This is a genomic window from Anaeromyxobacter oryzae (assembly GCF_023169945.1).
Taxonomy (GTDB): Bacteria; Myxococcota; Myxococcia; order Myxococcales; family Anaeromyxobacteraceae; genus Anaeromyxobacter; species Anaeromyxobacter oryzae.
The window spans coordinates 4,439,254-4,462,628 of record NZ_AP025591.1 but is presented as its reverse complement, the minus strand read 5'-3'; the positions used below and the strand labels follow the sequence as shown (position 1 = coordinate 4,462,628).

The window sequence follows — 23,375 nt, the reverse complement described above, 5'->3', positions numbered from 1 at the left end:
CCGCTCGACGGGCCTACCGGATCCCCGCGAGGAACGCGTCGAGCTTCCCGTTCAGCGCGTCGGGCTCGTCGAGCTGGAGCCAGTGCGAGACGTTCGAGACCTCGAGGCGCGGCAGCCCCAGCATCGCCGCGGCCATGAACGGGACCGGCCGATCACCCACCTCGATGGCGATGGCCGGGCCGCGGTAGGGCGCGAACCGCTCCTTGGCCGAGATCTGGGTCAGGCTGCGGCGCAGCGCCGCGAACGCGGGCGGGTCGAGCCGCGCGACGGCGCCGAGCACCTGGTCGCGCGTCGCGGGCCGCGCGCTCGGGCCGAGCATCTGCGCGAAGCCCTCGCGGATCGCGGGGGTCGTCGTGCGCGTCGCGTCGCTCGCCAGCATCGCCTGGACGTCCGGCCTGGGCAGCCCGCGGAGATCCCCGAGCGCGTCCACGTACACGAGCCCGGCGACGACGTCCGGATGGCGGCCCGCGTACGTCGTGAGCACCGCGCCCGACATGCTGTGGCCGACCAGCACCACCCTGCGGAGCTTGAGGGCGTGGATCACGGCGTCGAGATCGGCCGCCAGCGCGTCGATGGTGTACACGCCGTCGGACGCGCGGTCGGACTCGCCGTGACCCCGCTGATCGTAGGCCACGGCGGCGTGGTGCAGCCGGACGTGATCGAGCTGCGCGCGCCACACCTCGAGGTCCGAGCCGAGGCCGTGCACGAACACCACCGCGGGCTCGCCCTCACCACCGACGGACGCGCGGAGCTTCCCGGCCGTGCCGTCGACGTTCATGAAGAACTCGGGCGGCGCCGCGGGACGGGCCGGGCGCTGCGCCGCGGCGCCGGCGCAGGCGGTCGCGAGCACCAGCAGGACGGTCGGGAGGGGCCTCGCGGCGCGGCCCCGCGGTCGATCGAGCATGCCCCTTTCTACCGCGGCTCGAGGCGCGAGCGCACCTCTCTCGCGCAGGTGCGCGCCTCTACCGCGGCGGCGCGGCGGGCGGCCCCTTCTCCGCGAGCAGCGCCCGGACGCGAGCGGGATCGGCCCCCTCGCCCCCGGCGGCGACGGCCGCCTCGAGCACCTCGCGCACGCGCGGGTGCGCCTCGGCGTTCGCGCGGAGGGACCAGCGCGCCGCCTCGCCGACGAGGCGGCGCTGCGGATCCGCGTCCTCGCTCCAGGCGAGGTGGGCGGCGATCCGGACGATGACGCGACCGTCGCCGGTCGCGAAGAACGACGCCCAGAGGACGTCGAGCTGCGCGGGCGTCCCGACGGCGGCGAGCAGCGGGTCCGGTGGAGGCGCCGCCCGCATGGCCTCGAGCGCGTCGCGCACCGGCGCGGTCGCCCCGACGGCCGTGGCGAGCGCGGAGAGCGCCGCGGGCGTGCCGCTCGTCCAGACCGACTGCCACCACAGGACCTGCCCCGCCGTGGAGGCACCCTGCATCGCCCGGTTCCCGGAGGCGATCAGCTCGGGGTGCTCCCGCAGGACGGCGCCGGCGAACGCGGAGAACGGCCCGAGCGTGCCCTCGCCGACGACGCCGAGCCGGTCGGCCGCGACGAGCGCCTCCACGAGCCGGTCCGGGCGAGGGGAGCGGTAGTAGCCGGTGATGAAATCGCCGAGGTCGGCGGCGGTGGCGATCGGGGGCGGGGGGGTCGGGTCGGGGGCCTGGGGACCGGGGACAGGGGCCGCGGGCACGAGCGCCGGATTCGCGTTCGGGCTCGGGTTCGGGGGAACGTCCGCGGCAGCGTCCCCGCCCCACGCCGCCAGCATCGCCCACGCCGCCATCGCGCGCAGCCTCATGCCTCACGTCTACCACGACGCGCGCGCGGCAAAGAAAGAGCGCCCGGCCGTGGACGGCCGGGCGCTCGATGCGTCTTCCGTGGACCAGCTACGCCTGCGCGGTCGCCTCGGGCGGCTGCGCCGCGGGCGCGGGCTCCGGCTTCTTCAGGAAGCCCTCGGGCCGCTCGAGGACGAGCGCCTCCCGGAGGACCTCGTCCGCGTGCTCGACCGGCACGATCGTGAGCGCGTCCCGGACCTTCTTCGGGATCTCGCGGATGTCCTTCTGGTTCTCCTTCGGGATCAGGATCTTCTTGATCCCGCCGCGGTGGGCCGCGAGGACCTTCTCCTTGAGGCCGCCGATGGGCAGCACGCGGCCGCGGAGCGTGATCTCGCCGGTCATCGCGACGTCCTTGTGGACGGGGATCCGGCAGAGCGCCGACACGAGCGTCGTCGCCATGGTGATGCCGGCGGACGGCCCGTCCTTCGGGATGGCGCCCTCGGGCACGTGCACGTGGATGTCGATGTTCTCGAGGAACCGCTTGTCGAGCCCGAGGAGCTCGGCGCGGCTGCGGACGTAGCTCATCGCCGCCTGGGCGGACTCCTGCATGACCTCGCCGAGCTTGCCGGTGATCATCAGCTTGCCCTTGCCGGGCATCACCTGCACCTCGACGGTGAGCAGCTCGCCGCCGAGCTCGGTCCAGGCGAGCCCGGTGGTGAGCCCGATCTGGTCCTGCTCCTCCGCCGTGCCGTACCGGAACCGCGGCGGGCCGAGGTACCGCTGCACGGCCTTCTCGCCGACGATGTACGTCTTGCCGTCGACCTGGCCGTTCTTGAGGACGTCCTTCGCGATCTTCCGGCAGATCGAGCCGACCTCGCGCTCCAGGGAGCGGACGCCGGACTCCTTCGTGTACTTGTGCACGAGCGCCTTGAGCGCGCTGCGCTTGAACTCCACCGGCACCTGCTCGAGCCCGTTCAGCTCCTTCTGCTTCGGGATGAGGTAGCGCTGGGCGATCGACAGCTTCTCGAGGTCGGTGTAGCCCGCGATCCGGATGACCTCCATGCGGTCCTGCAGCGGCAACGGGATCCCGCCCATCGTGTTCGCCGTGCAGATGAACATGACCTTGGAGAGGTCGTAGTCGAGGTCGAGGTAGTGATCGTTGAAGTTGTGGTTCTGCTCGGGGTCGAGCACCTCGAGGAGCGCCGCGGAGGGATCGCCGCGGAAGTCGGTGGACATCTTGTCCACCTCGTCGAGGAGGAACACCGGGTTCCCGGAGCCCGCCTTCTTCAGCGACTGGATGATCTTCCCGGGCAGCGCGCCGATGTACGTGCGCCGGTGCCCGCGGATCTCCGCCTCGTCGCGGACGCCGCCGAGGCTGATCCGGATGAAGCGGCGGTTCATCGAGCGTGCGATGGACTTCGCGAGCGAGGTCTTGCCGACGCCAGGCGGCCCCACGAAGCAGAGGATCGGGCCACGGATCTTGTCGACGAGCTTCTGCACCGCGAGGTACTCGAGGATGCGCTCCTTCGGCTTCTTGAGCCCGTAGTGATCCTCGTCGAGGATGCGCTCCGCCTCGGGGATCTCGAGCTTGTCCTCGGTGTAGTCGTACCAGGGGAGCGAGAGGATCCAGTCGATGTAGTTGCGGACCACCGTGGCCTCGGCGCTCATCGGGCTCATCATCTTGAGCTTCTTGAGCTCCTTCTTGGCCTTGAGGGTGGCCTCCTTCGACATCTTCTTGTTCTTGATCTTCTCTTCGAGCTCCTGGATCTCGTTCTTGAACTCGTCGCGCTCTCCGAGCTCCTTCTGGATCGCCTGCATCTGCTCGTTGAGGTAGTACTCCTTCTGCGTCTTCTCCATCTGCTTCTTGACGCGAGTCCGGATCTTCTTCTCGACCTGCAGGATCTCGATCTCGCCCTGCATCAGCTCGTAGAGCTTCTCGAGCCGCTTCGCGGGCGACTCGGTCTCGAGGATCGACTGCTTGTCGTTCAGCTTGAGCGACAGGTGCGCGACGATGGTGTCGGCGAGGCGCGCCGGGTCGTCGATGCTCGCGACGCTCGTGAGCATCTCCGGCGGGATGCGCTTGTTGAGCTTGACGTAGGCCTCGAACGTCGAGTGCACCGAGCGCATCAGCGCCTCGAGCTCCACGGTGCGATCGCTCTGCTCCTCGATGTCGTCGGCCTCGACGAGCAGGAACCGCTCGGAGTCGAGGAACCGCTTCACGCGGGCGCGCTGCTTCCCCTCGACCAGCACCTTCACGGTGCCGTCGGGGAGCCGGAGCAGCTGGATGATCGATCCGATCGTGCCGACGGCGAAGATGTCGTCGGCGCTCGGCTCGTTCGTCTTCGCCTTCTTCTGGGCGCACAGGAGCACGGCCTTGTCTTGGGCCATCGCCTCCTCGAGGGCGGCGATGGACTTCTGACGGCCGACGAAGAGCGGCACCACCATGTGCGGAAACACGATGATGTCGCGGAGAGGCAGGAGCGGGAGCGTACGGCTCTTCTTCCCGTCCTTCTTCCCGTCGTCGCTGCGCGAGAAAATGGGCACGGTCGTTCTACTCCTTCGGAGGGCGCGCGCAGGCGTCCGCGGCGCGGGTGGAGACTAACTCACTTAACACCCGGCGAGCCGCGCTTCTTCGGATCGTCTGCACGCTGCGCGCGAGCCGGCGTCGGCCGGCACGAGCGCGGCACGAGGGCGTGTGCCGCGCCCGCTCCGACGAGCGTCCGCTTGCACCCCATCCGGCACCACGCCCGCGCGGAGCGGGCCGGCGCGCAGTCAGCAGCAACTCCTCGGCTTCCGCATCGTCCGACCGCGCGGGGTCCGCGTCGTCCGGGTCGAAACCGAAGATCGACGTGCCGGGCGGGAGGTCGGAGCCGAGACGGCCGACCGCCTGGCGCGGTGCGGCTCCCACACCGTCTCCGTCCCGATCCGGGTAGATCGGCACGAACCGGAACGGGGCCGGGTCCGCGTCGTCGCGTTCGCCGCGGCGGCGACGCTGCGATACCTGGCCGACCTGGATCGCCGCCTCGATGAGGCGCCGATCGCCTCGCAGGCGCCCTGCCGAAACGACCGCGGGCGGCCCTGGGGCCGCCCGCGCGTGGAGCTCCCGTGTGGCGAGGGGGCGCGCTAGGCGCTCTCCGCCTCCTTCTGCATCACCACGAGCGGCGCCTCGTGCTTCTCGATGACGTCCTCGGAGATCACGATCTCGCGGACGTTCCGCCGGCTCGGCACGTCGTACATGATGTCGAGCATCGCGTTCTCGAGGATCGCGCGGAGACCGCGCGCGCCGGCCTTGTTCTTCATGGCCGCCTTCGCGATCGAGACGAGCGAGCCGTCGGTGAACTTGAGGCTCACGCCGTCCATCTCGAGGAGCTTCTTGTACTGCTTCACGAGCGCGTTCCGCGGCTTCGTGAGGATGTCGACGAGCGCCTTCTCGTCGAGCTCCTCGAGGCTCGTGATGATCGGCAGGCGGCCGACGAACTCGGGGATCATCCCGAACTTGAGGAGGTCGTCGGGCTCGACGAGGGAGAGGAGCTCGCCGATGTTCTTCTCGGTCTTCGACTTCACGTCGGAGCCGAAGCCGAGGTTCCGGCCGCCCGAGCGCCGCTCGACGATCTGCTCGAGCCCGCAGAACGCGCCGCCGCAGATGAAGAGGATGTTCGTCGTGTCGACCTGCAGGAACTCCTGCTGCGGATGCTTGCGGCCGCCCTTCGGCGGCACGTTCGCGACCGTGCCCTCGATGATCTTGAGGAGCGCCTGCTGGACGCCCTCGCCCGACACGTCGCGCGTGATCGACGGGTTCTCGCTCTTGCGGGCGATCTTGTCGATCTCGTCGATGTAGACGATGCCCTTCTGCGCCCGCTCGATGTCGTGATCGGCGGCCTGCAGCAGGTTCACGATGATGTTCTCGACGTCCTCCCCGACGTAGCCGGCCTCGGTGAGCGTCGTCGCGTCGGCGATCGTGAACGGGACGTTCAGGATCTTGGCGAGGGTCTGGGCGAGGAGCGTCTTGCCGGAGCCGGTCGGGCCGAGGAGCAGGATGTTCGACTTCTGCAGCTCGACGTCGTCGATGGCGACGCGGCTCTCGATGCGCTTGTAGTGGTTGTGGACCGCCACCGCGAGCGTCTTCTTCGCCCGCTCCTGCCCGACGACGTACTCGTCGAGGATCGTCTTGATCTCGGAGGGGCGCGGGACGCGGAGCTTCTGCTCACGCTTCTCCTCGCCCGCGATCTCCTCCGCGATGATGTCGTTGCAGAGCCCGATGCACTCGTCGCAGATGTAGACCGTCGGCCCGGCGATGAGCTTCTTCACTTCCTTCTGCGACTTGCCGCAGAAGCTGCAGCTCAGGGTCTCGCGCTTCTCCACGGTCACTCTCCTTCGGAAAATGCGAGCCCGCTCTCCTGGCTGCTGCCCCTGAGGGTGCCCACCGGCGCCTCGCCCTGCCCCTCAATCTTACTGCGGCTTCTTCTCCGTCGCCTTCTTGGTGATGACGTCGTCGATGAGGCCGTACTCCTTCGCCTCGCCAGGCCCCATGAAGTAGTCCCGATCCGTGTCCCGCTCGATGCGCTCGAGGGGCTGCTTCGTGTGTCGCGCGAGGATCTCGTTCAGCTTCGCCTTGAGGCGGAGCGCCTCGCGCGCCTGGATCTCGATGTCGCTCGCCTGCCCCTGGAACCCGCCCGAGAGCTGGTGGATCATGATGCGGGCGTTCGGGACCGCGAACCGCTTGCCGGCGGCGCCGCCGGCGAGCAGGAAGGCGCCCATGCTCGCCGCCTGGCCGAGGCAGATCGTCGAGACCTGTGGCTTCACGTACTGCATGGTGTCGTAGATCGCGAGGCCCGCCGTGACGGAGCCGCCCGGGCTGTTGATGTAGAGGTTGATGTCCTTGTCCGGGTCCTCGGACTCCAGGAACAGGAGCTGCGCGATGACGACGTTCGCCACGTCGTCGTCCACGGGCGTGCCGAGAAAGACGATCCGGTCCTTCAGGAGGCGCGAGTAGATGTCGTAGCTGCGCTCGCCGCGGTGCGTCTGCTCGACGACGTACGGCATCGGGATGTAGGGCATCGCTCGGCTCCTCTTCTCGGACGCGCGCGGCGCGCGCGATCAGGACGACTTGATGTTAGCGGCGGAGGAGAGCAGGGCAAGGGCCTTCTCCTCCCTGATCCGGTTCTTTAGGGCCTCGCGGGCCTCTTTGCCGCGGACCTGCTGCTGGACCTTCGCGAGGGGCATGCCGAGCTCGTCGGCGATGCGGGCGGCCTCGGCCTGCAAGTCCTCGTCGGTGACGTCGACCTTCTCCGCGTCGGCGATCGCCTCGAGGAGCAGCGCGCCGCGGACCTGGAGGAGCGCCTGCTCGCGCAGGTCGGCGCGCATCCGGGCGATGTCGAGCTCGAGCCGCCGGATGTCGATCCCCTGGCGCGCGAACCGCTCGGCCGCGCCCTCGATCATCGTGTCGATGGCCCGCTCGACGAGCGCCGGCGGCACCTCGAACTCGTTCTTCCCGAGGGCCGCCTTCACGAGCGCGTCCTTGAGCTCGTTCTCGGCGCGGCGCTTCTCCCGCTTCTCGAGGTCGGACCGGATCCGCCCGCGGAGCTGCTCGAGCGTCTCGACGCCCTCGATGCCGACCTCCTTCGCGAGCGCGTCGTCGACGGCCGGAGGCTGCCGCACCTTGAGCTCCTTCAGCGTCACCTTCATGTGCGCGGTCTTGCCGCGCAGCGCCGGGTTGCGGTGGTCCTCGGCGAAGGGCTCGTCGATCTCGACGGTCTCGCCGAGCTTCTTCCCGGCGAGCTGGCCGAGGTTGCCCTCGGCCACCGGCCCCGGCGCGACCTTCACGGTGACGCTCTCGGCCTTGCCGCCCTCGAACGGCAGGCCGTCGATCGTCCCCTCGTGATCGATCACCGCCCAGTCGCCCTCCTGCGCCTCGAACCGCCCCTCCGCCGGCACCAGCTGGGCCATCGAGTCCTGCAGCTTCGTGAGCTCGTCCGAGACCATCTGGTCGGTGACCTCGGGCGGCTTCCGCGTGACCTCGAGGCCGCGGTAGTCCTTCGGCTCGAGCTTCGGCTTCACCTCGACGCGGGCCGAGTACTTCATCCCCTTCCCCTCGGCGACGCCCTCCGCGATCGAGACGCTCGGCGCGGCGACGACGGGCAGATCCTCGACGCGGACGGCCTCGGCGAACGTCTCGGTGACGATCCGCTGGGCGACCTCGCTCTCGACCTCGGACTTGAACTGGCGCTCGAGCACCTTGCGGGGCGCCTTGCCGGGGCGGAAGCCGCGGAGCTTCACGCGACGGGAGAGGCCGGTGTACGCGCGCTCGAGCTCCTTGGCGACGCGCTCGGGGTCCACCTCGATGGTGACCTTCCGCTCGATGGGGGAGACCGTTTCGACCTGGATCTTCATGTGGGATTCGACCTTTGCGAGAGGACGGCGAGAAAGGCGGTAGTGCTACGTGCGAGGGGATATCGGGGTCAAGCGTGAAGTGGGCGGGGAGGGGCTCGAACCCTCACGCCTTTCGGCACTGGATCCTAAGTCCAGCGCGTCTGCCAGTTCCGCCACCCGCCCGGTCATCGGAGGTCCTTTCGCGCCGACCGCCCGGCCCCCGGACGACGGTCCGCCCGCCGTCGCGAGCGCCGCCGCGGCAGACGTTTACCACGCGCCGCGACGGGTGGCCTCGTCCTGTAGTAGACAGGGCTGGGTGGACTTGCACCATGACCACGCTTCCGAGGCGCCGTGCACGCCGGAGTGTCCGGCCTGGGGCCAGGGCGCGCTGGAGCTCCTGAGGCTCCGCCGCCGCTGGTCCGACATGCTCGAGGCCTGCCGGACCGCGGCCGCGATCGAGTCGCTGATCGTCGAGCCGAGCGCGCCGGGCGTCGAGCTGCCCGAGTACCTGCACGAGGAGGCCCTCGTGCGCGTGAACCTCGTCGTGGGCCGCGACACGCCCGAGGTGCTCCTCGACGAGTGGGGGGTCCGCTGCAACCTCACCTTCCGGGGGCGACGGTTCGACTGCGCGTTCCCGTGGCCGTCGGTGCACGGCGGCGTCCTGCGGGCGCCGGAGAAGAAGCGGCCCCGGTTCGGCGTCATCCAGGGCGGCAAGAAGGACTGACGGCCGGTACGCGGAAGCGGATCGCCGCGCGGCGCGCCCCCTCGAAAAGGAAAACCCCCGGAGAGCGATCTCCGGGGGTTTCTTGTGAGCGCGGAAGGAATCGAACCTTCAACCTATGGATTAAGAGTCCATTGCTCTGCCAGTTGAGCTACGCGCCCGAACTTCTTCTCGGGATGGCCGAGGGGCCGCGTATCTAGCAGCCCCCTTGGATGCTGTCAACGTCCCGTGCCTGGGACGGAACGTCGAGGTGAAGCTCTGCGCCTTCGCAGCCGGATCTGCGCGCCCGGAGGGAGTCGAACCCCCGACCCGCGGCTTAGAAGGCCGCTGCTCTATCCAGCTGAGCTACGGGCGCAACCTGCATCGCCGCAGCGAAATACTGAGGGTGAGTAAAGGGGCTCGAACCCTTAACCCCCGGATCCACAGTCCAGTGCTCTACCGATTGAGCTATACTCACCGTAAACCAAGAAACTGGCGCGCCCGGAGGGAATCGAACCCCCGACCTGCGGCTTCGAAGGCCGACGCTCTATCCATCTGAGCTACGGGCGCTGAAGCGCTTCATCCGTCCGGCGTTGGAACGCATCATCGCGTCCCGGCCATCCACCAAGCTGTCAAAGAGTCGGGGCGGCGGGATTCGGACCCGCGACCTCCTGCGCCCAAGGCAGGCGCGCTACCAGGCTGCGCTACGCCCCGGAACTGCGCGGGAGCCCGAGGCGCCCGCCGTTTCCGAGAACGCCCGTCTGTAGCGGACCGCCGCCCCCGCGTCAAGGGCGCCGAGCGCCGGCGAGGCGCGCGAGCACCGGGAGGATCTGCCGGAACGCGGCGCCCCGGTGGGAGAGCGCGTCCTTCTCCTCCGCGGAGAGCTCCGCCATCGTCCGCGCCGGCCGGCCCGGCTCGCGGGCCGCGCGCGCGAGCTCCGCCTCCGGCACGAAGAGCGGGTCGTAGCCGAACCCGCCGGTCCCCCGGCGCGCGTGCCCGATCCGGCCGCGGCACACGCCGGTGACGCTCGCCTCGATGCCGCCGTCCGGGCGAGCGAGCGACAGCACCGCCTCGTACTCGCTGCCGCGGCGCGCGTCCTCCACGCCCCCGAGGGAGGCGAGCAGCTTGTCGTTGTTCCGCTCGTCGCGGGCGGCGCGCCCGGCGACCGGACCGAGCTCCGCCTCCGCCGCACCCGCGAGCTCGCAGACCGGGCTCGCCGGCCCGCCGCCCCCGAGATCGGACCACCGCGCCGAGTGGACGCCCGGTGCGCCGCCGAGGGCGTCCACGCAGAGCCCGGAGTCGTCCGCGAGCGTGTGGAGGCCGGACCACCGCGCCCACGCGCTCGCCTTCTTCTCGGCGTTGGCCTGGAACGTGGCGCCGTCCTCCTCCACCTCCGGCACCGCCCGCCCGAGGTCGTCCGGCGAGACCACCACGACCGGCAGCCCCGCCACGAGGCGGCGCAGCTCGCGCAACTTCCCGGGGTTCGTCGTCCCGAAGAAGAGGCGCAGCACGGGTCCCCTACCCCACCCGCAGCGCCAGGTCCTGCAGCGCCTTGAGCCTGGCGATGCCTTCGAGCGCGGCGTCGAGCATCCGGTCGAGGTCGGCGCGCGGGAACGGCTTCCCCTCCGCGGTCCCCTGCACCTCGACGAGCGCGCCGTCACCGGTCGCGACGACGTTCATGTCCACCTCGGCGGTGGAGTCCTCGGCGTAATCCAGGTCGAGGCAGACCTGGCCGCCCACGATCCCGACCGACACCGCGGCGACGCTCCGCTTCACCGGATCCCCGGCGAGCTTCTTCGAGCGCTGGAGCGATCGCACCGCGAGCACCAGCGCGACGTACGCGCCGGTGATCGCGGCGGTGCGCGTCCCGCCGTCGGCCTGGATCACGTCGCAGTCGAGGGTGATCGTCCGCGGCCCGAGCGCGCGGAGGTCCACCGCGGCGCGGAGCGCGCGGCCGACGAGCCGCTGGATCTCGAGCGTCCGGCCCTGCTGCTTCCCGCGCGCGGCCTCGCGCTGCATCCGCTCGTGCGTGGAGCGCGGGAGCATGCCGTACTCGGCGGTGACCCACCCGGCGCCCGTGCCGTACACGTGCGGGGGGACCTTGTCGTCGATGGACGCCGTGCAGAGGACGTGCGTGTCGCCGAACCGCGCGAGGCAGGAGCCCTCGGCGTGCTTCGAGAAGCCCGCCTCGAGGGCGATCTTGCGGAGATCCCGGTCGCCGCGCCCGTTCGTTCGCATCGGGCGCAGATAGCACGCGCGCGCGCGGCGCGCCATGCTTCTCGGCCGCGGGCGCCCTACCTCCTCGCCGCCCGCGTCTCCTTCCGGAACACGGCGATCCCGTCCGCGAGCGCGGCGGCGACCTTCTCCTGGTAGTCCTTCGCGCGGAGCCGCTCGGCCTCGCCCTCGTTCGAGATGAAGCCGACCTCGACCAGCACCGCCGGCATGCGCGCGCCGGCGAGCACGTAGAAGGGCGCCTGCTTCACGCCGCGGTCGAGGGCGCCCGTCGACGACACGAGCCGGTCGTGCACGGCGTAGGCGAGCCGCGACGAGCCCTCGAGGCTCGCCGCGTCCTCGAGCGACGACAGGATCGCCCCGACCGGATCGTTCGGGTCCGGCTCCGGATCGCCCGCGAGACGGTCGGCGTTCTCGCGGGCGGCGACCGCGCTCGCGTGCGTGTCGGTCGCGTCGGCGGAGAGGAAGTACGTCTCGACGCCGGTGGTCACCCGCCGCGCCTCGACCGTCGGCATGGAGTTCAGGTGGATGGAGACGAACAGGTCCGCCCGGATCGCGTTCGCGATCGCGGCCCGGTTCGCCATCGGCACCGCGATGTCGCCGGTCCGCGTGAGGATGACCTTGGCCCCCATCTTCCGGAGCCGCGCCGCGACCCGCCGCGCGATCTCGAGGGCGAGGTCGGACTCGCGTACGCCGCGCGGCGAGATCGCGCCCTCCTGGACGCCTCCGTGGCCCGGATCGATCACGGCGACGAACGCCGGAGGCGCGGCGCCCGCGGCGAGGGCGAGGAGGAGCGCGGCGGCGGGCGCGAGCATCGGCGCGCCCGATACTACCAGAGCGCCGCCGCGGACCCGAGGCGCCGCCCTACGACACGACGAGGCGCGGCGGCTCCCCGGGGAGCACCTCTCCCACCTCGACCGCCGGGACGCCCGCGTCCCGGAGCGCCGCGAGGACGCCGTCGGCGCGCGCCCCGTCGACGGCGGCGAGGAGGCCGCCGTTGGTCTGCGCGTCCGCGAGGACGATCCGCAGCTCCGGCCCGACGGCCGCGCCGAACTCGACGTTCGGCTCGACCCAGGCGAGGTTCGCCTTCGAGCCGCCCGGGACCACGTCCTTCGCCGCGAGCTCGGCGATGCCGTCGAGCACCGGGATCGCGGCGACACGCAGCCGGAGCGCGACCCCGGAGCCCTCCGCCATCTCCCACGCGTGCCCGAGCAGGCCGAAGCCCGTCACGTCCGTGAGCGCGTGCACGGCGCCGCTCGCGGCGAGCGCCTCGCCCGCGGCGCGGTTCAGCCCGGCCATGAGCTCGACGACGCGTTCGACGAGCGCGGGCGACGCGATCCCCCGCTTGATGGCGGTGGTGGCGATCCCGGAGCCGAGCGGCTTGGTGAGGACGAGCCGGTCGCCGGGGCGGGCGCCGACGTTCCGGAGCACCCGGTCCCGCTTCACGATCCCGGTCACCGCCATCCCGTACTTCGGCTCGGGGTCGTCGATGCTGTGGCCGCCGAGCACCGGCGCGCCGGCGAGCCGGGCCGACTCCGCGCCGCCGCGGAGCACCTCGCCGAGCATGTCCAGCGGCAGCGTCTTCACCGGCCAGCCGACGAGGTTGAGCGCGAACAGCGGCCGTGCCCCCATCGCCCAGATGTCCGAGAAGGCGTTCGCGGCGGCGATGCGGCCGAACCAGTACGGGTCGTCCACCACCGGCGTGAAGAAGTCGACGGTCTCCACGACGGCGTCGTCGGACCCGTCGAGCGCGTACACGGCGGCGTCGTCGCGCGTGGAGTGTCCCACCAGCGCGCGCGGGTCCTTCACCTCGGGCAAGCGGCGCAGGACCTGCGCCAGATCCGCCGGGCGGATCTTGCAGGCTCAACCCGCGCCGTGGCTGAGGCTCGTGAGCCGGACCGTCTTCTCGGTCTCCGTCATGGGCCCGTTCCATACCGCCGGCCCGGCGCCCGGGCAACGACGGCGCGGGGGGCCCGAGAGCGAAGCGAGCCGGCGGGGCGGGCGGGCCGCCCCCGCCTCCATCAGCTCATCTGGAGGTACATCTCGGCGTTGCGGTTCCCGGGCGAGATCTCGAGGACGCGCTGCCACTGCTTCGTCGCGTCCTCCTTGCGGCCCGCAGCGTAGAGGGACAGCCCGAGGTTGAGTCGCGCCGGCACGTAGGTCGGGGACTGACGGACGACCTCCTCGTATTCCGCGATCGCCGCCTCGCGCTGGCCCGCGTCCCGGAGCGCGCCTGCGAGCTTCGCGCGGATGTCGACGAAGGCGGGGCCGAGGGCGAGCGCGCGCCGGTACTCCTCGATCGCCTCGGGGTACATGCCGGACGAGAGGTACACGTCGCCGATCTCGGCGTACATGTTCGCGAGCTTGCCCTGCACGAACCGGTCGAGCTTGCCGTGCGACGCGCCGGAGCGGGAGAGCGCGTGACGGTAGGTCTCCTGCGCCTCCTTGTACTTGCCGGTGTCGTTGTAGGTGACGGCGAGGTTCAGCGCCGCGTCGGTGTACCCGGGGTTGATCCGGAGCGCCGCCTCGAACGCGCGGAGCGCTTTCTGGTACTGCCCCTGGTCGTGGTAGATGACGCCGAGCATGTTGTAGACGTCGGCGAACGACTGGTTGTGCTCCACGACCTGCGTCAGGTACTGCTCGGCGAGCCCGTACTCCTTCTTGAGGTAGTAGCCGCGCCCGAGCGCGAGGGCCTGCTTCAGGGTGTCGTCCATGGCGTCCTCCCGGCCTGGGCGAGTCTACACCGGCCCGCGGGCACCGCTATCAAAGGCCGTCCACGATGGCCCAGCGCTCGCCCTCGCGCGCGAGGACGTAGCGGGCGCGGAGCCGCGCCGGCGGGCGCCCCTCCATCTCGATGTCGTAGTCCTCGCCGACCTCCGCCCGCTCGCGCTCGACCCGGATCTGCCAGGCCTCGATCCGGACGCGCGCCTTCGGGCCGGCGGCGAGGTCCTCCCGGAGCCGGGCGAGGAGCGCGGCCTTCCCGCCCCGGCCGCGGTACCGCTCGGACACCACGCGTTCGTACGCCGCCGGGTCGCGCGCGTTGAAGGCGTCCTCGCGCCGGAACAGGGTCGTGAGCACGCCGCGCAGGTTGTCGAGCTGCCTCCCGTCCCCGCACCAGAGCGCGATGGAGCAGGGCGTCATGCCGAACGCCTCGCGGCCGATGTAGGCGATCCGAGCCCGCTCGTCGCGCCAGGTCACCCGCCCCTCGCCCTCCACGAGCGCGAGGACGTGGGCGGCCTTCCCGCCCTCGTCGAGCTGCACGGCGACCTCGGGGTAGCGGACCGGGTACAGCTCGACGGTGCCGCCGGACTTCCAGCCGTACACGTCGCCGAGCTGGGCGCGATCCTGGTGGAGGAGCGCCTCCTTCACCTGCGTCTCGGGGCTCGCCATGGCGACCGGGAGATCGACCGCGGTCAGCCGGTCCCAGTTGCGCCAGAGCAGCAGCGCCGCCGCGAGCGCGAGCGCGGCGGGGACGAGGTACGGGGCGCCGATCTTGGCGTGCCGTGCGCGGCGCGCCTCGCGGGCGCGCGGCTCGAACGGGCCGCCCGGCCGGGGCGGCTCACCGGAGCGCGGCAAGGAGCTTCTCGGCCTCCGCCCGGCGCGGATCGTCCGGGTGCTTCACGATGAGCTGCTGGAGCGCGGTCCGCGCGCGGAAGTTCTCCTTCAGCCGCTCGTACGCCTTCGCCATCTTCCAGAGCGCCTCCGCCTCGTGGCGGGATCCGGGGTACTGCTTCACGAGGTTCTCGTAGCGCCCCGCGGCGCCGGCCCACTTCTCGCGCGACCAGTAGTACTCGGCGACGTACCACTCGCGCGCGGCGAGCCGGGCCTTCGCCTCGGCGAGGACCTTGCGCCCCTCCTGGACCCACTGCGAGTCCTTCCCCTCCCGCGTCCTGAGGAAGTCCTCGAGCGTCTGCACCGCCTTCTCGGTCTGGCGCTGGTCCTTCTCGTACGCGGGCGGGAACAGCGCGAAGTCGCCCGGCGCGTCCTTGAAGTAGGAGAGGCCGGCCCGGTACTCGGCGTAGTCCACGTCCTCGCTCGTGGGGTGGAGCGTCACGAACTGCTTGTAGGACTCGGCCGCCTCGGCGAACCGGTCCTGGTCGAACTTGGCGTCGGCGAGGCGGAGGTCGGCGAGCGCCGCGTACTTCGTGAAGGGGAACTTCGACTTCACGTACTCGAAGAACTTCACCGCCTCCGGGTAGTTCTTCGCCTTGAGCTCGTCCACGCCGGCGGCGTAGTTCTCCTCGGCCGACTTCCCGAGCTTCAGCTCGCCGGTGAACGTGGTGTGCTTGGTCGTGCACGCCGCGGACAGCGCGACGAGGGCGGTGAGGGCCGCGAGGGAGGCGATCCGGCGCATGGGGCCGGGAGAATAACAGAGGAACGGCTGCCACGGGGGCGTGCCGCCCCGCCCCGCCGGCAAAGCCGTCGGAGCCCCGCCCCTGCCCCCCCGCGAGGCCCGTGACCTCGCGCGCCCGCGTTCGCGGGCACGCGCGAGGTCCCCGCGGCGAGGGGCTCCGCCCCTCCCCCGCTGCGCGGGGGCCCCCTCCCCGTGCTCTCACCCGTCCGTGTAGACGCCCAGCACCGCCGAGACCACGGAGCCCGCGAACCCGCGCCCGAGCAGGAAGCGCGCGAGGCGCCGCCGGCCTCGGTCGTCGAGGTCCTCGAGGGCGACCCCGCGCGAGCGCCGCGCCGCCAGCGCGCGGCACAGCTCCAGCTCCGCCGCGCGCCGGTCCGTCTCGCCATCCCCGGTCATCGCCGCCGCGATGGCGTCGCGCGCCGCCGCGGGCCCGATGCCCTCCGCCACCAGCCGCCGCTCCGCGAGCCGGGGCCCCGCGCCTCGCGACACGAGCCCGCGCGCCCGCGCCCGGGCGTACGCGGCGTCGTCCAGGTAGCCGAGGCCGCGGAGCCAGGCCATGACCGCGTCGGCCTCTCCGTCGAGGTCGTCCTTCGCGAGCCGGGCGCGGAGCTGCGCCTCGGTCCGCATCCGCGTCGCGAGCTGGCGGAGGGCGATGGCCTTCGCGCGGGCGAGGGGGGTCTCTTCGGACGCCATCGCGGCGAAGCTAGCACGTCATGATCTGCACGGCGGCGGTGGGCACGGCGGGACGGGGCGGCACGCCCCGTCCCGATCAGAACCTCTCGATCTGGAAGTCGTCGTCACCGCCCGCGCCGGGCGCAGGCGGCGTGGCGGGCCGCCCGGCGGCGGGCGCCGCGGGGCGTCCCGGCGTGAGGCGGCCGAGCGCGGCCGCCGGTCCGGCGGGCGGCGCGGGCGGGCGGGCCGAAGCCGCCGGGCGCGCCGCAGCGGCGGCGGGCTGCGGGGCGGGCTCGGGCGCCTTCTCGAACGAGTCCCACTTGGAGTCGGAGGTGCTGCTGATGCCGGAGACGCGGAGCGCGAAGTCGTCCGGGTTCGACGCCTGCCGCAGGGCCTCCTCGTACGAGATGAGGTTCGACTTGAGGAGGGACATCAGCGACTGATCGAAGGTCTGCATCCCGTAGGTCGTGTGGCCCTGTGAGATCGCCTCGTTGATCTCCTTCGTCCGGTCCTTGTCCTCGATGAGCTCGCGGACGCGGCCGGTGGCGAGGAGCACCTCGATCGCGGGGACGCGCCCCTTGCCGTCGGCGCGCGGCACGAGCCGCTGGCTGATCACGGCGCGGAGCACGGAGCTGAGCTGGAGCCGGACCTGCTTCTGCTGGTAGGGCGGGAACGCCGAGATGATCCGGTTGATGGTCTCCGTCGCGTCGAGCGTGTGGAGCGTCGACATGACGAGGTGGCCGGTCTCGGCGGCGGTGAGGGCGGTCTCGATCGTCTCGAGGTCTCGCATCTCGCCGACGAGGATCACGTCGGGGTCCTGGCGCAGCGCGCTCTTCAGCGCCTGGCCGAAGCTCATCGTGTCGACGCCCACCTCGCGCTGGTTCACGATCGAGCGCTTGTCGCGGATGAGGAACTCGATGGGATCCTCGATCGTCATGATGTGGCAGGTCTCGGTCGCGTTGACGTGATCGATCATCGCCGCGAGCGTCGTGGACTTGCCGGAGCCGGTGGTGCCGGTCACGAGGACGAGGCCGCGCTGCTCGCCCGCGACCTTCTCGAGCACCTTCGGCAGCATGAGCTGCTCGATGGACTGGATCTTGAAGGGGATGACGCGGAGGACGACGCCGATCGTGCCGCGCTGCTGGAAGACGTTCACGCGGAAGCGGCCGAGGCCGGGGACGCCGTAGGCGAGATCGACCTCGTTCGTCTGCTTGAACTTCTCCTTCTGGTACTCGTTCATGATCCCGAAGGCCATCCGCGCGATCTCCTCGGGCGGGAGGCGGCGGGCGTCCTTGAGCGGCACGAGCGAGCCGTCCACCCGGAACATCGGCGGGAGGCCCGCCTTCAGGTGGATGTCCGAGGCGCCGGCGCGGAGCGCGACCTGCAGGATCTCGTTGAGTTCCATCGCGATCACGGAGGGTAGCACCGCGATCCGAGCGGATCCAATGCCGGGCCCGCGGGACGGAGACGCCCCACGACCTCGGCGGTTCATGTGGGTGTTCGTGAGCGCGCCGCGCCCGGATCTTCACCGTCGGAGGACCCGGAGGACCCGGAGAGGCCCCGCGCGACCGCGCGCCGCCGCCGGAGCAGGTCCGCGAGCGCGCCGCGGCGGACGAGCGCGGAGGCGAGGCCGACGAGCACGAGGGTCGCGACCGTCGAGAGGTGGGTGAGGACGGCGAGGGCGGCGGCCTGCTCGGCGCTCGCGCCGAGGCGGCGCGCCGCGTACGCCGCCAGGGCGTAGTAGACGCCGGTGCCGACCGGCAGCCCCGGGGTGAGCTGCCCGAACGTCACGAGCGCGAGGATGATGGCGCCGCCCGCCGGCGCGCCGTCGACGCCGAACGCGGCGAGCGGGAGCGCGTACGCCGCCGCCGAGGTGAGCGGCGGCAGGAGCGCGGCCGCGAACGCGCGAGAGAGCCGGGCCGCGGACCCCGCGCCCCGGACGCCCTCCGACGCGGCGCCGACGAACGCCGACGCGCGCGGGTGCCGATCCGCGAGCCGGAGGGCGACGGCGCGCCCGCGCCGGACGAGGACGGCGAGGGCGAGCCCGAGCACCGCGACGAGCCCGGCGCCCGCGAGCGCGGCCCGGAGCGCCGCACCGTGGCCGCCGCGCGCCGCCGCCGCCACGGCGCCGAGCGCGACGACCGCCGCGAGCTCGAGGAGCTTCGCGAGGAGCTGCGACGACAGCGCCGCGCCGAACGGGGCGCCGGCGAACCGCGCCAGGAGCCAGGCCGCGGCGAGCGGCCCGACCTTGCCCGGCACCGTGTTGTGGACCAGCGCCCCGAGGGCGGTCGCGTGGAACGCGTCCCGGTACCGTGCCGGCGGCTCCGGCAGGACGAGGCGCCAGACGAGGGCGCGCCAGGCGGGGAGCAGCGCGGTGAGGAGCGCGAACGGCCCGAGCCACCGCCGGTGCTCCGGGAGCCGTCGCACGAACCCGGCGAGCTCGAAGCGCGGCGCGAGTCTCGGACCGCCCTCCCAGCCCACGCGGAAGAAGACGAGGAGCACGAGCGCCAGGCTCGCCGCGACCGCGACGGCGACGAGCACGGCGCGGCCGAGGCGGCGCGGGGGCCGCCCCGCCCGGTCGTGGTTCGACCGCTTCACCACGACCGGTCTCCTTCGCGTCGGATCGCCCCGAGCCCGTCGAGCGGCGAGCGCTCCTGCCGGCCACGGAGCTCCATTCCCTGAAGGTGGCCACCGGCGCCCCGACGGCCGGCGCACCGGGCGGATCGGCGAGGCGGTCCGACCGGCCGTCGAGCGCGCGAAACACGACGGCCGGCGCCGCGCGATGCGCGGGCCGGCCGTGTGGGGTGAAGCGTCCTGCGCTCTAGCGCTTCGAGAACTGGAAGCGCTTGCGGGCGCCCGGACGACCGTACTTCTTGCGCTCGACGGCGCGGGCGTCGCGGGTCATGAACCCGGCCTTCTTGAGGACCGGGCGGAACTCGGCGTTCAGCTCGCACAGGGCGCGGCTGATGCCGTGGCGGATCGCGCCGGCCTGGCCGGAGAGCCCGCCGCCCCGCGCGTTCACGAACACGTCGAGCTTGCCCATCTGGTCGACGAGCTTGAGCGGCTCGACGAGGATCATCTTCGACGTCTCGCGGCCGAAGTACTCGTCCATCGTGCGGCCGTTGATGGTGATGTTCCCGGTGCCGGGAGAGAGCCGCACGCGTGCGACCGCCTCCTTGCGGCGGCCGACGATGAGATTCGCCTGGGTAGCCATCGATCGATTCCCTTACTGCGCGAGGTTCAGCGCCTCGGGCTTCTGCGCGGCGTGCGGGTGCGTGTCGCCCGCGTAGACCTTGAGCTTCGTGAGCATCTGCCGGCCGAGCGCGGTGCGGGGCAGCATCCGGCGGACGGCGTTCTCGATGATCTGCTCCGGGTGCTTCTCCCGCAGCTTGTTCATCGGCGTGTGCTTCGCGCCGCCCGGGTGCATCGTGTGGGTGAAGAAGGTCTTGTCCTCCTCCTTCTTCCCGGTGAAGCGGGCCTTCCCGGCGTTCACGACGACGACGAAGTCGCCGGTGTCGAGCGACGGCGTGTAGGCCGGCTTGTGCTTGCCCTTGAGGATCGAGGCGATGCGGCTCGCGGCGCGGCCGACGGTGAGGTCGGTGGCGTCGACGACCCACCACTTCCGACCGTTGAGGGCCTCGGCGCGGGTGGCGCTGTGCGTGGTGCCTTTGGACATGGATAAACCTGCGGAATCCCGAAATTGGAAACGCGCCTTTTAGAGGAGGGACGCGCGCTTGTCAAGCGTCATCGCCCCCGTACCGCGCCCCCTTGGGACACGGCACGCCGCCGCGGGCCGGTAGGCGCGAGCGGGCGCGGACTGTAACTGCTCTCCCCGAAACCCACAAGAGCGGTCGTTCGGCCCCTCCAGCAGACCGGCGCCCAAGCCTGGCCGGTCGCAGGTTCGCCGCCGGAGGAGGCGACATGCGAACGGGCGGGTGGGCGGCGGCGGCGGCGATCGCGCTCGCGATCGTGGGATGCGGTGGAGGGGGCGATCATCCGATCGGCGCAGGGACGCCCACCGGCGGAGCCGGGAGCGGGTCGGGCGGGACGCCCCCGGGAGGCGGGGGGACGACCCCTGGAAGCGGCGGGACGACCCCCGGCGGCGGCGGGACGACCCCGGGCGCCGGCGGAACGACCTCGGCCGGCGGGAGCGGATCGGGCGGGGGCGCGGGCCCGGGCGGCGGCCGGGGCGCGCCGCTCGCCGCGACCTACACGGAGGGGAAGGTCCGGTTCTTCGCGGTCGGCGCGGACGGCACCTCGTACGGCCAGCGGCTCGACGACGCGCCGGATCAGCTCTACGCGAGCGCGGACGGGCGGACGTGGACGCTCCGCGCCGCCCAGCCCACGGGGCGCGTCTTCTTCCTCGTCATCCCCCTCCGGAGCGGCGCGCTGCTCGCGGACACGATCGGGGCGGACGGGAGCCACGCGATCTCGCGATCATCCGACGGCGGGCGGACCTGGAGCGTCGTCCTCCCCCTCGGCAAGTACCGGCTGCTGACGCCGGCGAGCGTCGCGGAGCTCGGGGGCGAGGTCTTCGCCATCGAGTACCAGGCGTTCACCGGCCAGAGCGTCCCCATCCGGCTCTGGGCGAGCGACGACGACGGGCGGACCTGGTCGGTCCGCAACGTCACGACGACGCACCGGCACGGCCACGGGCTCCTCGCGGACCCCGCGGCGGGCGCGCTCTGGACGTTCTATGGAGACCTCCAGGGCGGCACGTACCTGTCGCTCGACGGCGGCCGCACCATGACGCTCGTCCGCGGCCCGCTGGACGGCGGGGTGCTCGTGATGGCGGTCCCGACGGCGCAGGGCCTGCTCGGCGGCCTCGACACGCTCTGGCAGGCGCTCCCGCCGAACGTCGTCACCCTCTCGTTCGGCGGGGCCTACGCGCAGCACTTCCAGCTCCCCGGGCCGAGCTACTCCATCCGCGCGCTCGACGGCGGCGGCTACCTCGTCGGAGCGGCGCGGGAGCCGACCGGCGACGTGTACCCGGACGCGTCCGCCCACCTCTTCGCGTCGCCGGACGGCGTCTCGTTCCGCGAGGTCTTCTCGTGCCCACAGCTCGACCCGACGGCGACCGCGCGCGCCGACGTCTACTTCCAGCTCCCCACGGGCGAGGCGGTGGTGCAGGTCGTGAACTGTGCCGGGTTCGGCGCCGGAGGCCTCGGGTACGTGCTGCTGTCGCCACCCTGATCCGGGCGGGCGGGACCGGCGCGCCGGGATGGCCGGCCCGGCTACTTCGAGGCCCCGAGGCGCGCCCGGAGCGCCGCCATGACGTTCTCGGTGTGCGCCGCGACCTCCTGCGGCGGGGCGGCGAGCGCCTCCGGGTCCACCTTCTCGTGAGCGCCGGCGGGGAGGTCGTCGAGGAAGCGCGACGGCGTCCGCGGCAGCAGCTTCCCGCGCTTGGTCCGGGTCGCGACGCGCGTGAGGTAGAGCCGCTCGCGGGCGCGGGTGATCCCGACGTAGGCGAGGCGGCGCTCCTCGTCGAGGTCTCGCGCCTCGCCCTGGATCCCGGCGCAGGGGAGGTAGTCCTCCTCCGCCCCCACGAGGAACACCACCGGGAACTCGAGGCCCTTCGCCGCGTGGAGCGTCATGAGGGTGATGCCGCCTTCCTGGGCCGGGTCCTCCTCGTCGCGCGAGTCGAGGGCGAGCCGCTGCAGCCAGGTGGCGAGGTTCGGTCGCGCGTTCCGCTGTGCGTAGCCCTCCAGGGAGCGGAGGAGGCCGTCGAGCGCGTCGACTTTCCGCGCGCCGGCCTCGAGCGACTGCACGCTCGCGCGGACGTGCGTGTAGAGGTCCACCTCGGCGACGAGCCCCCGCGCGACCTCCGCGATGTTGCCGCGCTCGGCGAAGCGCGCCTGGTAGCGCTCGATGACCGCCACGAACCCGGCGATCTTCTCCGCCGCGCCGCGGGGCAGCTCCGGCACCTCGGGCGCGCGGCGGAGGGCCTCGAACAGGTGGACCCTCTGCGCGATCGCCCAGTCGTGGACTCGCTCGAGCGAGGTGTCGCCGATCCCGCGCGCCGGCACGTTCACGATCCGGGACAGGGAGACGTCGTCCTCGGGCTGGACGCAGAGCTTCAGGTACGCGAGGAGGTCGCGGACCTCGGAGCGGTCGAAGAAGGCGGGGCCGCCGTGCATCACGTACGGCATGGACCCTTCCCGGAACGCCTCCTCGAAGGGGCGCGAGAGGGCGTTCAGCCGGAACAGCACGGCGAAGTGGCTCCACGGCCGGCCCTCGGCGCGCTGCCGCGCGATCTCCTCGGCCACGAAGCGCGCCTCGTCCTCCTCCTCCGCGAGCGCGACGACGCGCACCGGCTCGCCGGGCCCGGACTCCGTGAACAGCGCCTTGGGCTTGCGCGCCGCGTTCTTCGCGATGACCGCGTTCGCGCACGCGAGGATGTGCCCCGTCGAGCGGTAGTTCTGCTCGAGCCGGATCTCCTTCGCGCCGGGGAAGTGCCGGTCGAAGCGGAGGATGTTCTTCACCTCCGCGCCGCGCCAGCCGTAGATCGCCTGGTCGTCGTCGCCCACGGCGCAGACGTTCCGGCGATCGCCCGCGACGTGCTTCAGGAGCTCGAGCTGCGCGAGGTTCGTGTCCTGGTACTCGTCGACGAGCAGGTACCGGAAGCGCTCCTGGTACTTCGCCTGGAGCGCCTCGTCGCGGCCCAGGAGCGCCACCGGCCGCGCGATGAGGTCGTCGAAGTCCACCGCCCGCATGGCGCGGAGCGCCTTCTCGTACCGGGGGAAGACCTCCGAGGCGACGAGATCGTAGTCGTCGCCCTGCCCTGCCTCGCGGACCGCGATCCGCTTCTTGCCCGCGTTCTTCGCCTTCGAGATCGCGGCGAGCACGCGGTGCGCGTCGAACTTCCGGTCGTCGACGGACACCTCGCGCATGCAGCGCTTCACCAGCGCGAGCTGATCGCCGGCGTCGCAGATCGCGAAGCGCTTCGGCAGCTCGGCGAGCTTGTGCTCCTGCTGGAGCAGCCACAGGCCGAAGCTGTGGAAGGTGGAGACGAAGACGTCCACCCCGGGCGGCCCTGCGAGCGCGGCCACCCGCTCGCGCATCTCGCCGGCCGCCTTGTTGGTGAAGGTGACGGCGAGGACCGACTCCGGATCCACGCCCTTCACGAGCAGGTACGCGACCCGGTGCGCGATGACGCGGGTCTTGCCCGAGCCCGCCCCCGCGAGCACGAGGACCGGCCCCTCGGTGGTCATCACCGCCTCGCGCTGCGGCGGGTTGAGGGTGGAGAGGTCGAGCATGGAGCGGGGCCGCGTTCTCACACGCCCCCGGCCG

The 23,375-nt window shown here is 72.2% G+C and carries 21 protein-coding genes and 6 tRNA genes; 2 read left to right on the top strand and 25 right to left on the bottom strand.

The window, feature by feature from the left end; all coding sequences use genetic code 11:
* Positions 1 to 13 precede the first annotated feature (13 nt).
* The 7 genes from AMOR_RS19585 to AMOR_RS19555 form a co-directional block, all read right to left on the bottom strand.
* Complete coding sequence (locus AMOR_RS19585; protein ID WP_248353411.1) at positions 14 to 904, bottom strand: alpha/beta fold hydrolase; 891 nt, start codon at positions 902 to 904, stop codon at positions 14 to 16.
* Positions 905 to 962: 58 nt separating this feature from the next.
* Positions 963 to 1,781 (bottom strand): hypothetical protein, encoded by an 819-nt coding sequence (locus AMOR_RS19580; RefSeq protein ID WP_248353410.1) that lies wholly within the window; start codon positions 1,779 to 1,781, stop codon positions 963 to 965.
* Positions 1,782 to 1,869: 88 nt separating this feature from the next.
* Positions 1,870 to 4,296 carry an endopeptidase La gene (gene lon / locus AMOR_RS19575; RefSeq protein ID WP_248362563.1) on the bottom strand — a complete coding sequence of 809 codons (2,427 nt, stop codon included), beginning with the start codon at positions 4,294 to 4,296 and terminating at the stop codon, positions 1,870 to 1,872.
* Between the two features lie 585 nt (positions 4,297 to 4,881).
* The gene (gene clpX, locus AMOR_RS19570) at positions 4,882 to 6,120 is read right to left on the bottom strand and encodes an ATP-dependent Clp protease ATP-binding subunit ClpX (protein ID WP_248353409.1); all 1,239 of its coding nucleotides are present in this window, start codon (positions 6,118 to 6,120) and stop codon (positions 4,882 to 4,884) included.
* 87 nt (positions 6,121 to 6,207) lie between these two features.
* Positions 6,208 to 6,816 carry an ATP-dependent Clp endopeptidase proteolytic subunit ClpP gene (clpP, locus tag AMOR_RS19565; protein ID WP_248353408.1) on the bottom strand — a complete coding sequence of 203 codons (609 nt, stop codon included), beginning with the start codon at positions 6,814 to 6,816 and terminating at the stop codon, positions 6,208 to 6,210.
* A 39-nt stretch (positions 6,817 to 6,855) separates the two neighbouring features.
* Entirely contained in the window at positions 6,856 to 8,148 is a 1,293-nt protein-coding gene (gene tig, locus AMOR_RS19560; RefSeq protein ID WP_248353407.1) for a trigger factor, read from the bottom strand.
* An 80-nt stretch (positions 8,149 to 8,228) separates the two neighbouring features.
* Positions 8,229 to 8,310: transfer RNA gene (locus tag AMOR_RS19555), tRNA-Leu, on the bottom strand.
* A 133-nt stretch (positions 8,311 to 8,443) separates the two neighbouring features.
* On the opposite strand from AMOR_RS19555, the gene AMOR_RS19550 reads away from it, so the two are divergent.
* Complete coding sequence (locus AMOR_RS19550; RefSeq protein WP_248353406.1) at positions 8,444 to 8,851, top strand: hypothetical protein; 408 nt, start codon at positions 8,444 to 8,446, stop codon at positions 8,849 to 8,851.
* An 85-nt stretch (positions 8,852 to 8,936) separates the two neighbouring features.
* On the opposite strand, the gene AMOR_RS19545 is transcribed toward AMOR_RS19550, so the two are convergent.
* From AMOR_RS19545 to rplM, 17 genes are all read right to left on the bottom strand, one after another.
* Positions 8,937 to 9,009 (bottom strand) — tRNA-Lys (locus tag AMOR_RS19545).
* 120 nt (positions 9,010 to 9,129) lie between these two features.
* Positions 9,130 to 9,203, bottom strand: a tRNA-Arg gene (locus AMOR_RS19540).
* 29 nt (positions 9,204 to 9,232) lie between these two features.
* A tRNA-His gene (locus AMOR_RS19535) sits at positions 9,233 to 9,305 on the bottom strand.
* 15 nt (positions 9,306 to 9,320) lie between these two features.
* Positions 9,321 to 9,397: transfer RNA gene (locus AMOR_RS19530), tRNA-Arg, on the bottom strand.
* Between the two features lie 70 nt (positions 9,398 to 9,467).
* Positions 9,468 to 9,541, bottom strand: a tRNA-Pro gene (locus tag AMOR_RS19525).
* A 71-nt stretch (positions 9,542 to 9,612) separates the two neighbouring features.
* Positions 9,613 to 10,335, bottom strand: coding sequence for a non-canonical purine NTP pyrophosphatase (locus tag AMOR_RS19520; protein WP_248362561.1), 723 nt, complete (start codon positions 10,333 to 10,335; stop codon positions 9,613 to 9,615).
* Positions 10,336 to 10,345: 10 nt separating this feature from the next.
* Positions 10,346 to 11,065 carry a ribonuclease PH gene (gene rph / locus AMOR_RS19515; RefSeq protein WP_248353405.1) on the bottom strand — a complete coding sequence of 240 codons (720 nt, stop codon included), beginning with the start codon at positions 11,063 to 11,065 and terminating at the stop codon, positions 10,346 to 10,348.
* Between the two features lie 56 nt (positions 11,066 to 11,121).
* The gene (locus tag AMOR_RS19510) at positions 11,122 to 11,874 is read right to left on the bottom strand and encodes an N-acetylmuramoyl-L-alanine amidase family protein (RefSeq protein WP_248353404.1); all 753 of its coding nucleotides are present in this window, start codon (positions 11,872 to 11,874) and stop codon (positions 11,122 to 11,124) included.
* A 49-nt stretch (positions 11,875 to 11,923) separates the two neighbouring features.
* Positions 11,924 to 12,979 carry a selenide, water dikinase SelD gene (gene selD / locus AMOR_RS19505; protein ID WP_248353403.1) on the bottom strand — a complete coding sequence of 352 codons (1,056 nt, stop codon included), beginning with the start codon at positions 12,977 to 12,979 and terminating at the stop codon, positions 11,924 to 11,926.
* A gap of 101 nt (positions 12,980 to 13,080) precedes the next feature.
* On the bottom strand, positions 13,081 to 13,773 hold the full coding sequence (locus AMOR_RS19500; RefSeq protein WP_248353402.1) for a tetratricopeptide repeat protein: 693 nt from the start codon (positions 13,771 to 13,773) through the stop codon (positions 13,081 to 13,083).
* A 49-nt stretch (positions 13,774 to 13,822) separates the two neighbouring features.
* The gene (locus AMOR_RS19495) at positions 13,823 to 14,635 is read right to left on the bottom strand and encodes a nuclear transport factor 2 family protein (RefSeq protein ID WP_248353401.1); all 813 of its coding nucleotides are present in this window, start codon (positions 14,633 to 14,635) and stop codon (positions 13,823 to 13,825) included.
* Entirely contained in the window at positions 14,619 to 15,413 is a 795-nt protein-coding gene (locus tag AMOR_RS19490) for an outer membrane protein assembly factor BamD (protein ID WP_248353400.1), read from the bottom strand. The genes AMOR_RS19495 and AMOR_RS19490 overlap by 17 nt, the downstream gene beginning before the upstream one ends.
* Before the next feature lie 198 nt (positions 15,414 to 15,611).
* Positions 15,612 to 16,106, bottom strand: coding sequence for a regulatory protein RecX (locus tag AMOR_RS19485; protein ID WP_248353399.1), 495 nt, complete (start codon positions 16,104 to 16,106; stop codon positions 15,612 to 15,614).
* A 76-nt stretch (positions 16,107 to 16,182) separates the two neighbouring features.
* Positions 16,183 to 17,490, bottom strand: coding sequence for a type IV pilus twitching motility protein PilT (locus tag AMOR_RS19480; RefSeq protein WP_248353397.1), 1,308 nt, complete (start codon positions 17,488 to 17,490; stop codon positions 16,183 to 16,185).
* Between the two features lie 83 nt (positions 17,491 to 17,573).
* On the bottom strand, positions 17,574 to 18,686 hold the full coding sequence (locus AMOR_RS19475) for a lysylphosphatidylglycerol synthase domain-containing protein (RefSeq protein ID WP_248353395.1): 1,113 nt from the start codon (positions 18,684 to 18,686) through the stop codon (positions 17,574 to 17,576).
* 220 nt (positions 18,687 to 18,906) lie between these two features.
* Positions 18,907 to 19,299, bottom strand: a complete 393-nt coding sequence (rpsI, locus tag AMOR_RS19470; protein WP_248353394.1) for a 30S ribosomal protein S9 — start codon at positions 19,297 to 19,299, stop codon at positions 18,907 to 18,909.
* A 12-nt stretch (positions 19,300 to 19,311) separates the two neighbouring features.
* Positions 19,312 to 19,761, bottom strand: coding sequence for a 50S ribosomal protein L13 (gene rplM / locus AMOR_RS19465; protein WP_248353393.1), 450 nt, complete (start codon positions 19,759 to 19,761; stop codon positions 19,312 to 19,314).
* Positions 19,762 to 20,006: 245 nt separating this feature from the next.
* Between rplM and AMOR_RS19460 the strand changes: the two genes are divergently transcribed.
* A complete protein-coding gene (locus AMOR_RS19460) occupies positions 20,007 to 21,278 on the top strand; it encodes a WD40/YVTN/BNR-like repeat-containing protein (RefSeq protein WP_248353392.1) in 1,272 nt (423 codons plus the stop codon).
* A 41-nt stretch (positions 21,279 to 21,319) separates the two neighbouring features.
* Here AMOR_RS19460 and AMOR_RS19455 read toward each other — a convergent pair whose 3' ends face one another.
* Positions 21,320 to 23,341, bottom strand: coding sequence for an ATP-dependent helicase (locus AMOR_RS19455; protein WP_248353391.1), 2,022 nt, complete (start codon positions 23,339 to 23,341; stop codon positions 21,320 to 21,322).
* Positions 23,342 to 23,375 lie beyond the last annotated feature (34 nt).

Excerpts from the sequence above, each read along its gene's own strand:
- AMOR_RS19585 (WP_248353411.1), bottom strand. The coding sequence starts at position 904 with ATGCTCGATCGACCGCGGGGCCGCGCCGCGAGGCCCCTCCCGACCGTC.
- AMOR_RS19580 (WP_248353410.1), bottom strand. The coding sequence starts at position 1,781 with ATGAGGCTGCGCGCGATGGCGGCGTGGGCGATGCTGGCGGCGTGGGGC.
- clpP (WP_248353408.1), bottom strand. The coding sequence starts at position 6,816 with ATGCCCTACATCCCGATGCCGTACGTCGTCGAGCAGACGCACCGCGGC.
- tig (WP_248353407.1), bottom strand. The coding sequence starts at position 8,148 with ATGAAGATCCAGGTCGAAACGGTCTCCCCCATCGAGCGGAAGGTCACC.
- rph (WP_248353405.1), bottom strand. The coding sequence starts at position 11,065 with ATGCGAACGAACGGGCGCGGCGACCGGGATCTCCGCAAGATCGCCCTC.
- AMOR_RS19510 (WP_248353404.1), bottom strand. The coding sequence starts at position 11,874 with ATGCTCGCGCCCGCCGCCGCGCTCCTCCTCGCCCTCGCCGCGGGCGCC.
- AMOR_RS19500 (WP_248353402.1), bottom strand. The coding sequence starts at position 13,773 with ATGGACGACACCCTGAAGCAGGCCCTCGCGCTCGGGCGCGGCTACTAC.
- AMOR_RS19490 (WP_248353400.1), bottom strand. The coding sequence starts at position 15,413 with ATGCGCCGGATCGCCTCCCTCGCGGCCCTCACCGCCCTCGTCGCGCTG.
- AMOR_RS19485 (WP_248353399.1), bottom strand. The coding sequence starts at position 16,106 with ATGGCGTCCGAAGAGACCCCCCTCGCCCGCGCGAAGGCCATCGCCCTC.
- AMOR_RS19480 (WP_248353397.1), bottom strand. The coding sequence starts at position 17,490 with ATGGAACTCAACGAGATCCTGCAGGTCGCGCTCCGCGCCGGCGCCTCG.
- rpsI (WP_248353394.1), bottom strand. The coding sequence starts at position 19,299 with ATGGCTACCCAGGCGAATCTCATCGTCGGCCGCCGCAAGGAGGCGGTC.
- rplM (WP_248353393.1), bottom strand. The coding sequence starts at position 19,761 with ATGTCCAAAGGCACCACGCACAGCGCCACCCGCGCCGAGGCCCTCAAC.
- AMOR_RS19460 (WP_248353392.1), top strand. The coding sequence starts at position 20,007 with ATGCGAACGGGCGGGTGGGCGGCGGCGGCGGCGATCGCGCTCGCGATC.
- AMOR_RS19455 (WP_248353391.1), bottom strand. The coding sequence starts at position 23,341 with ATGCTCGACCTCTCCACCCTCAACCCGCCGCAGCGCGAGGCGGTGATG.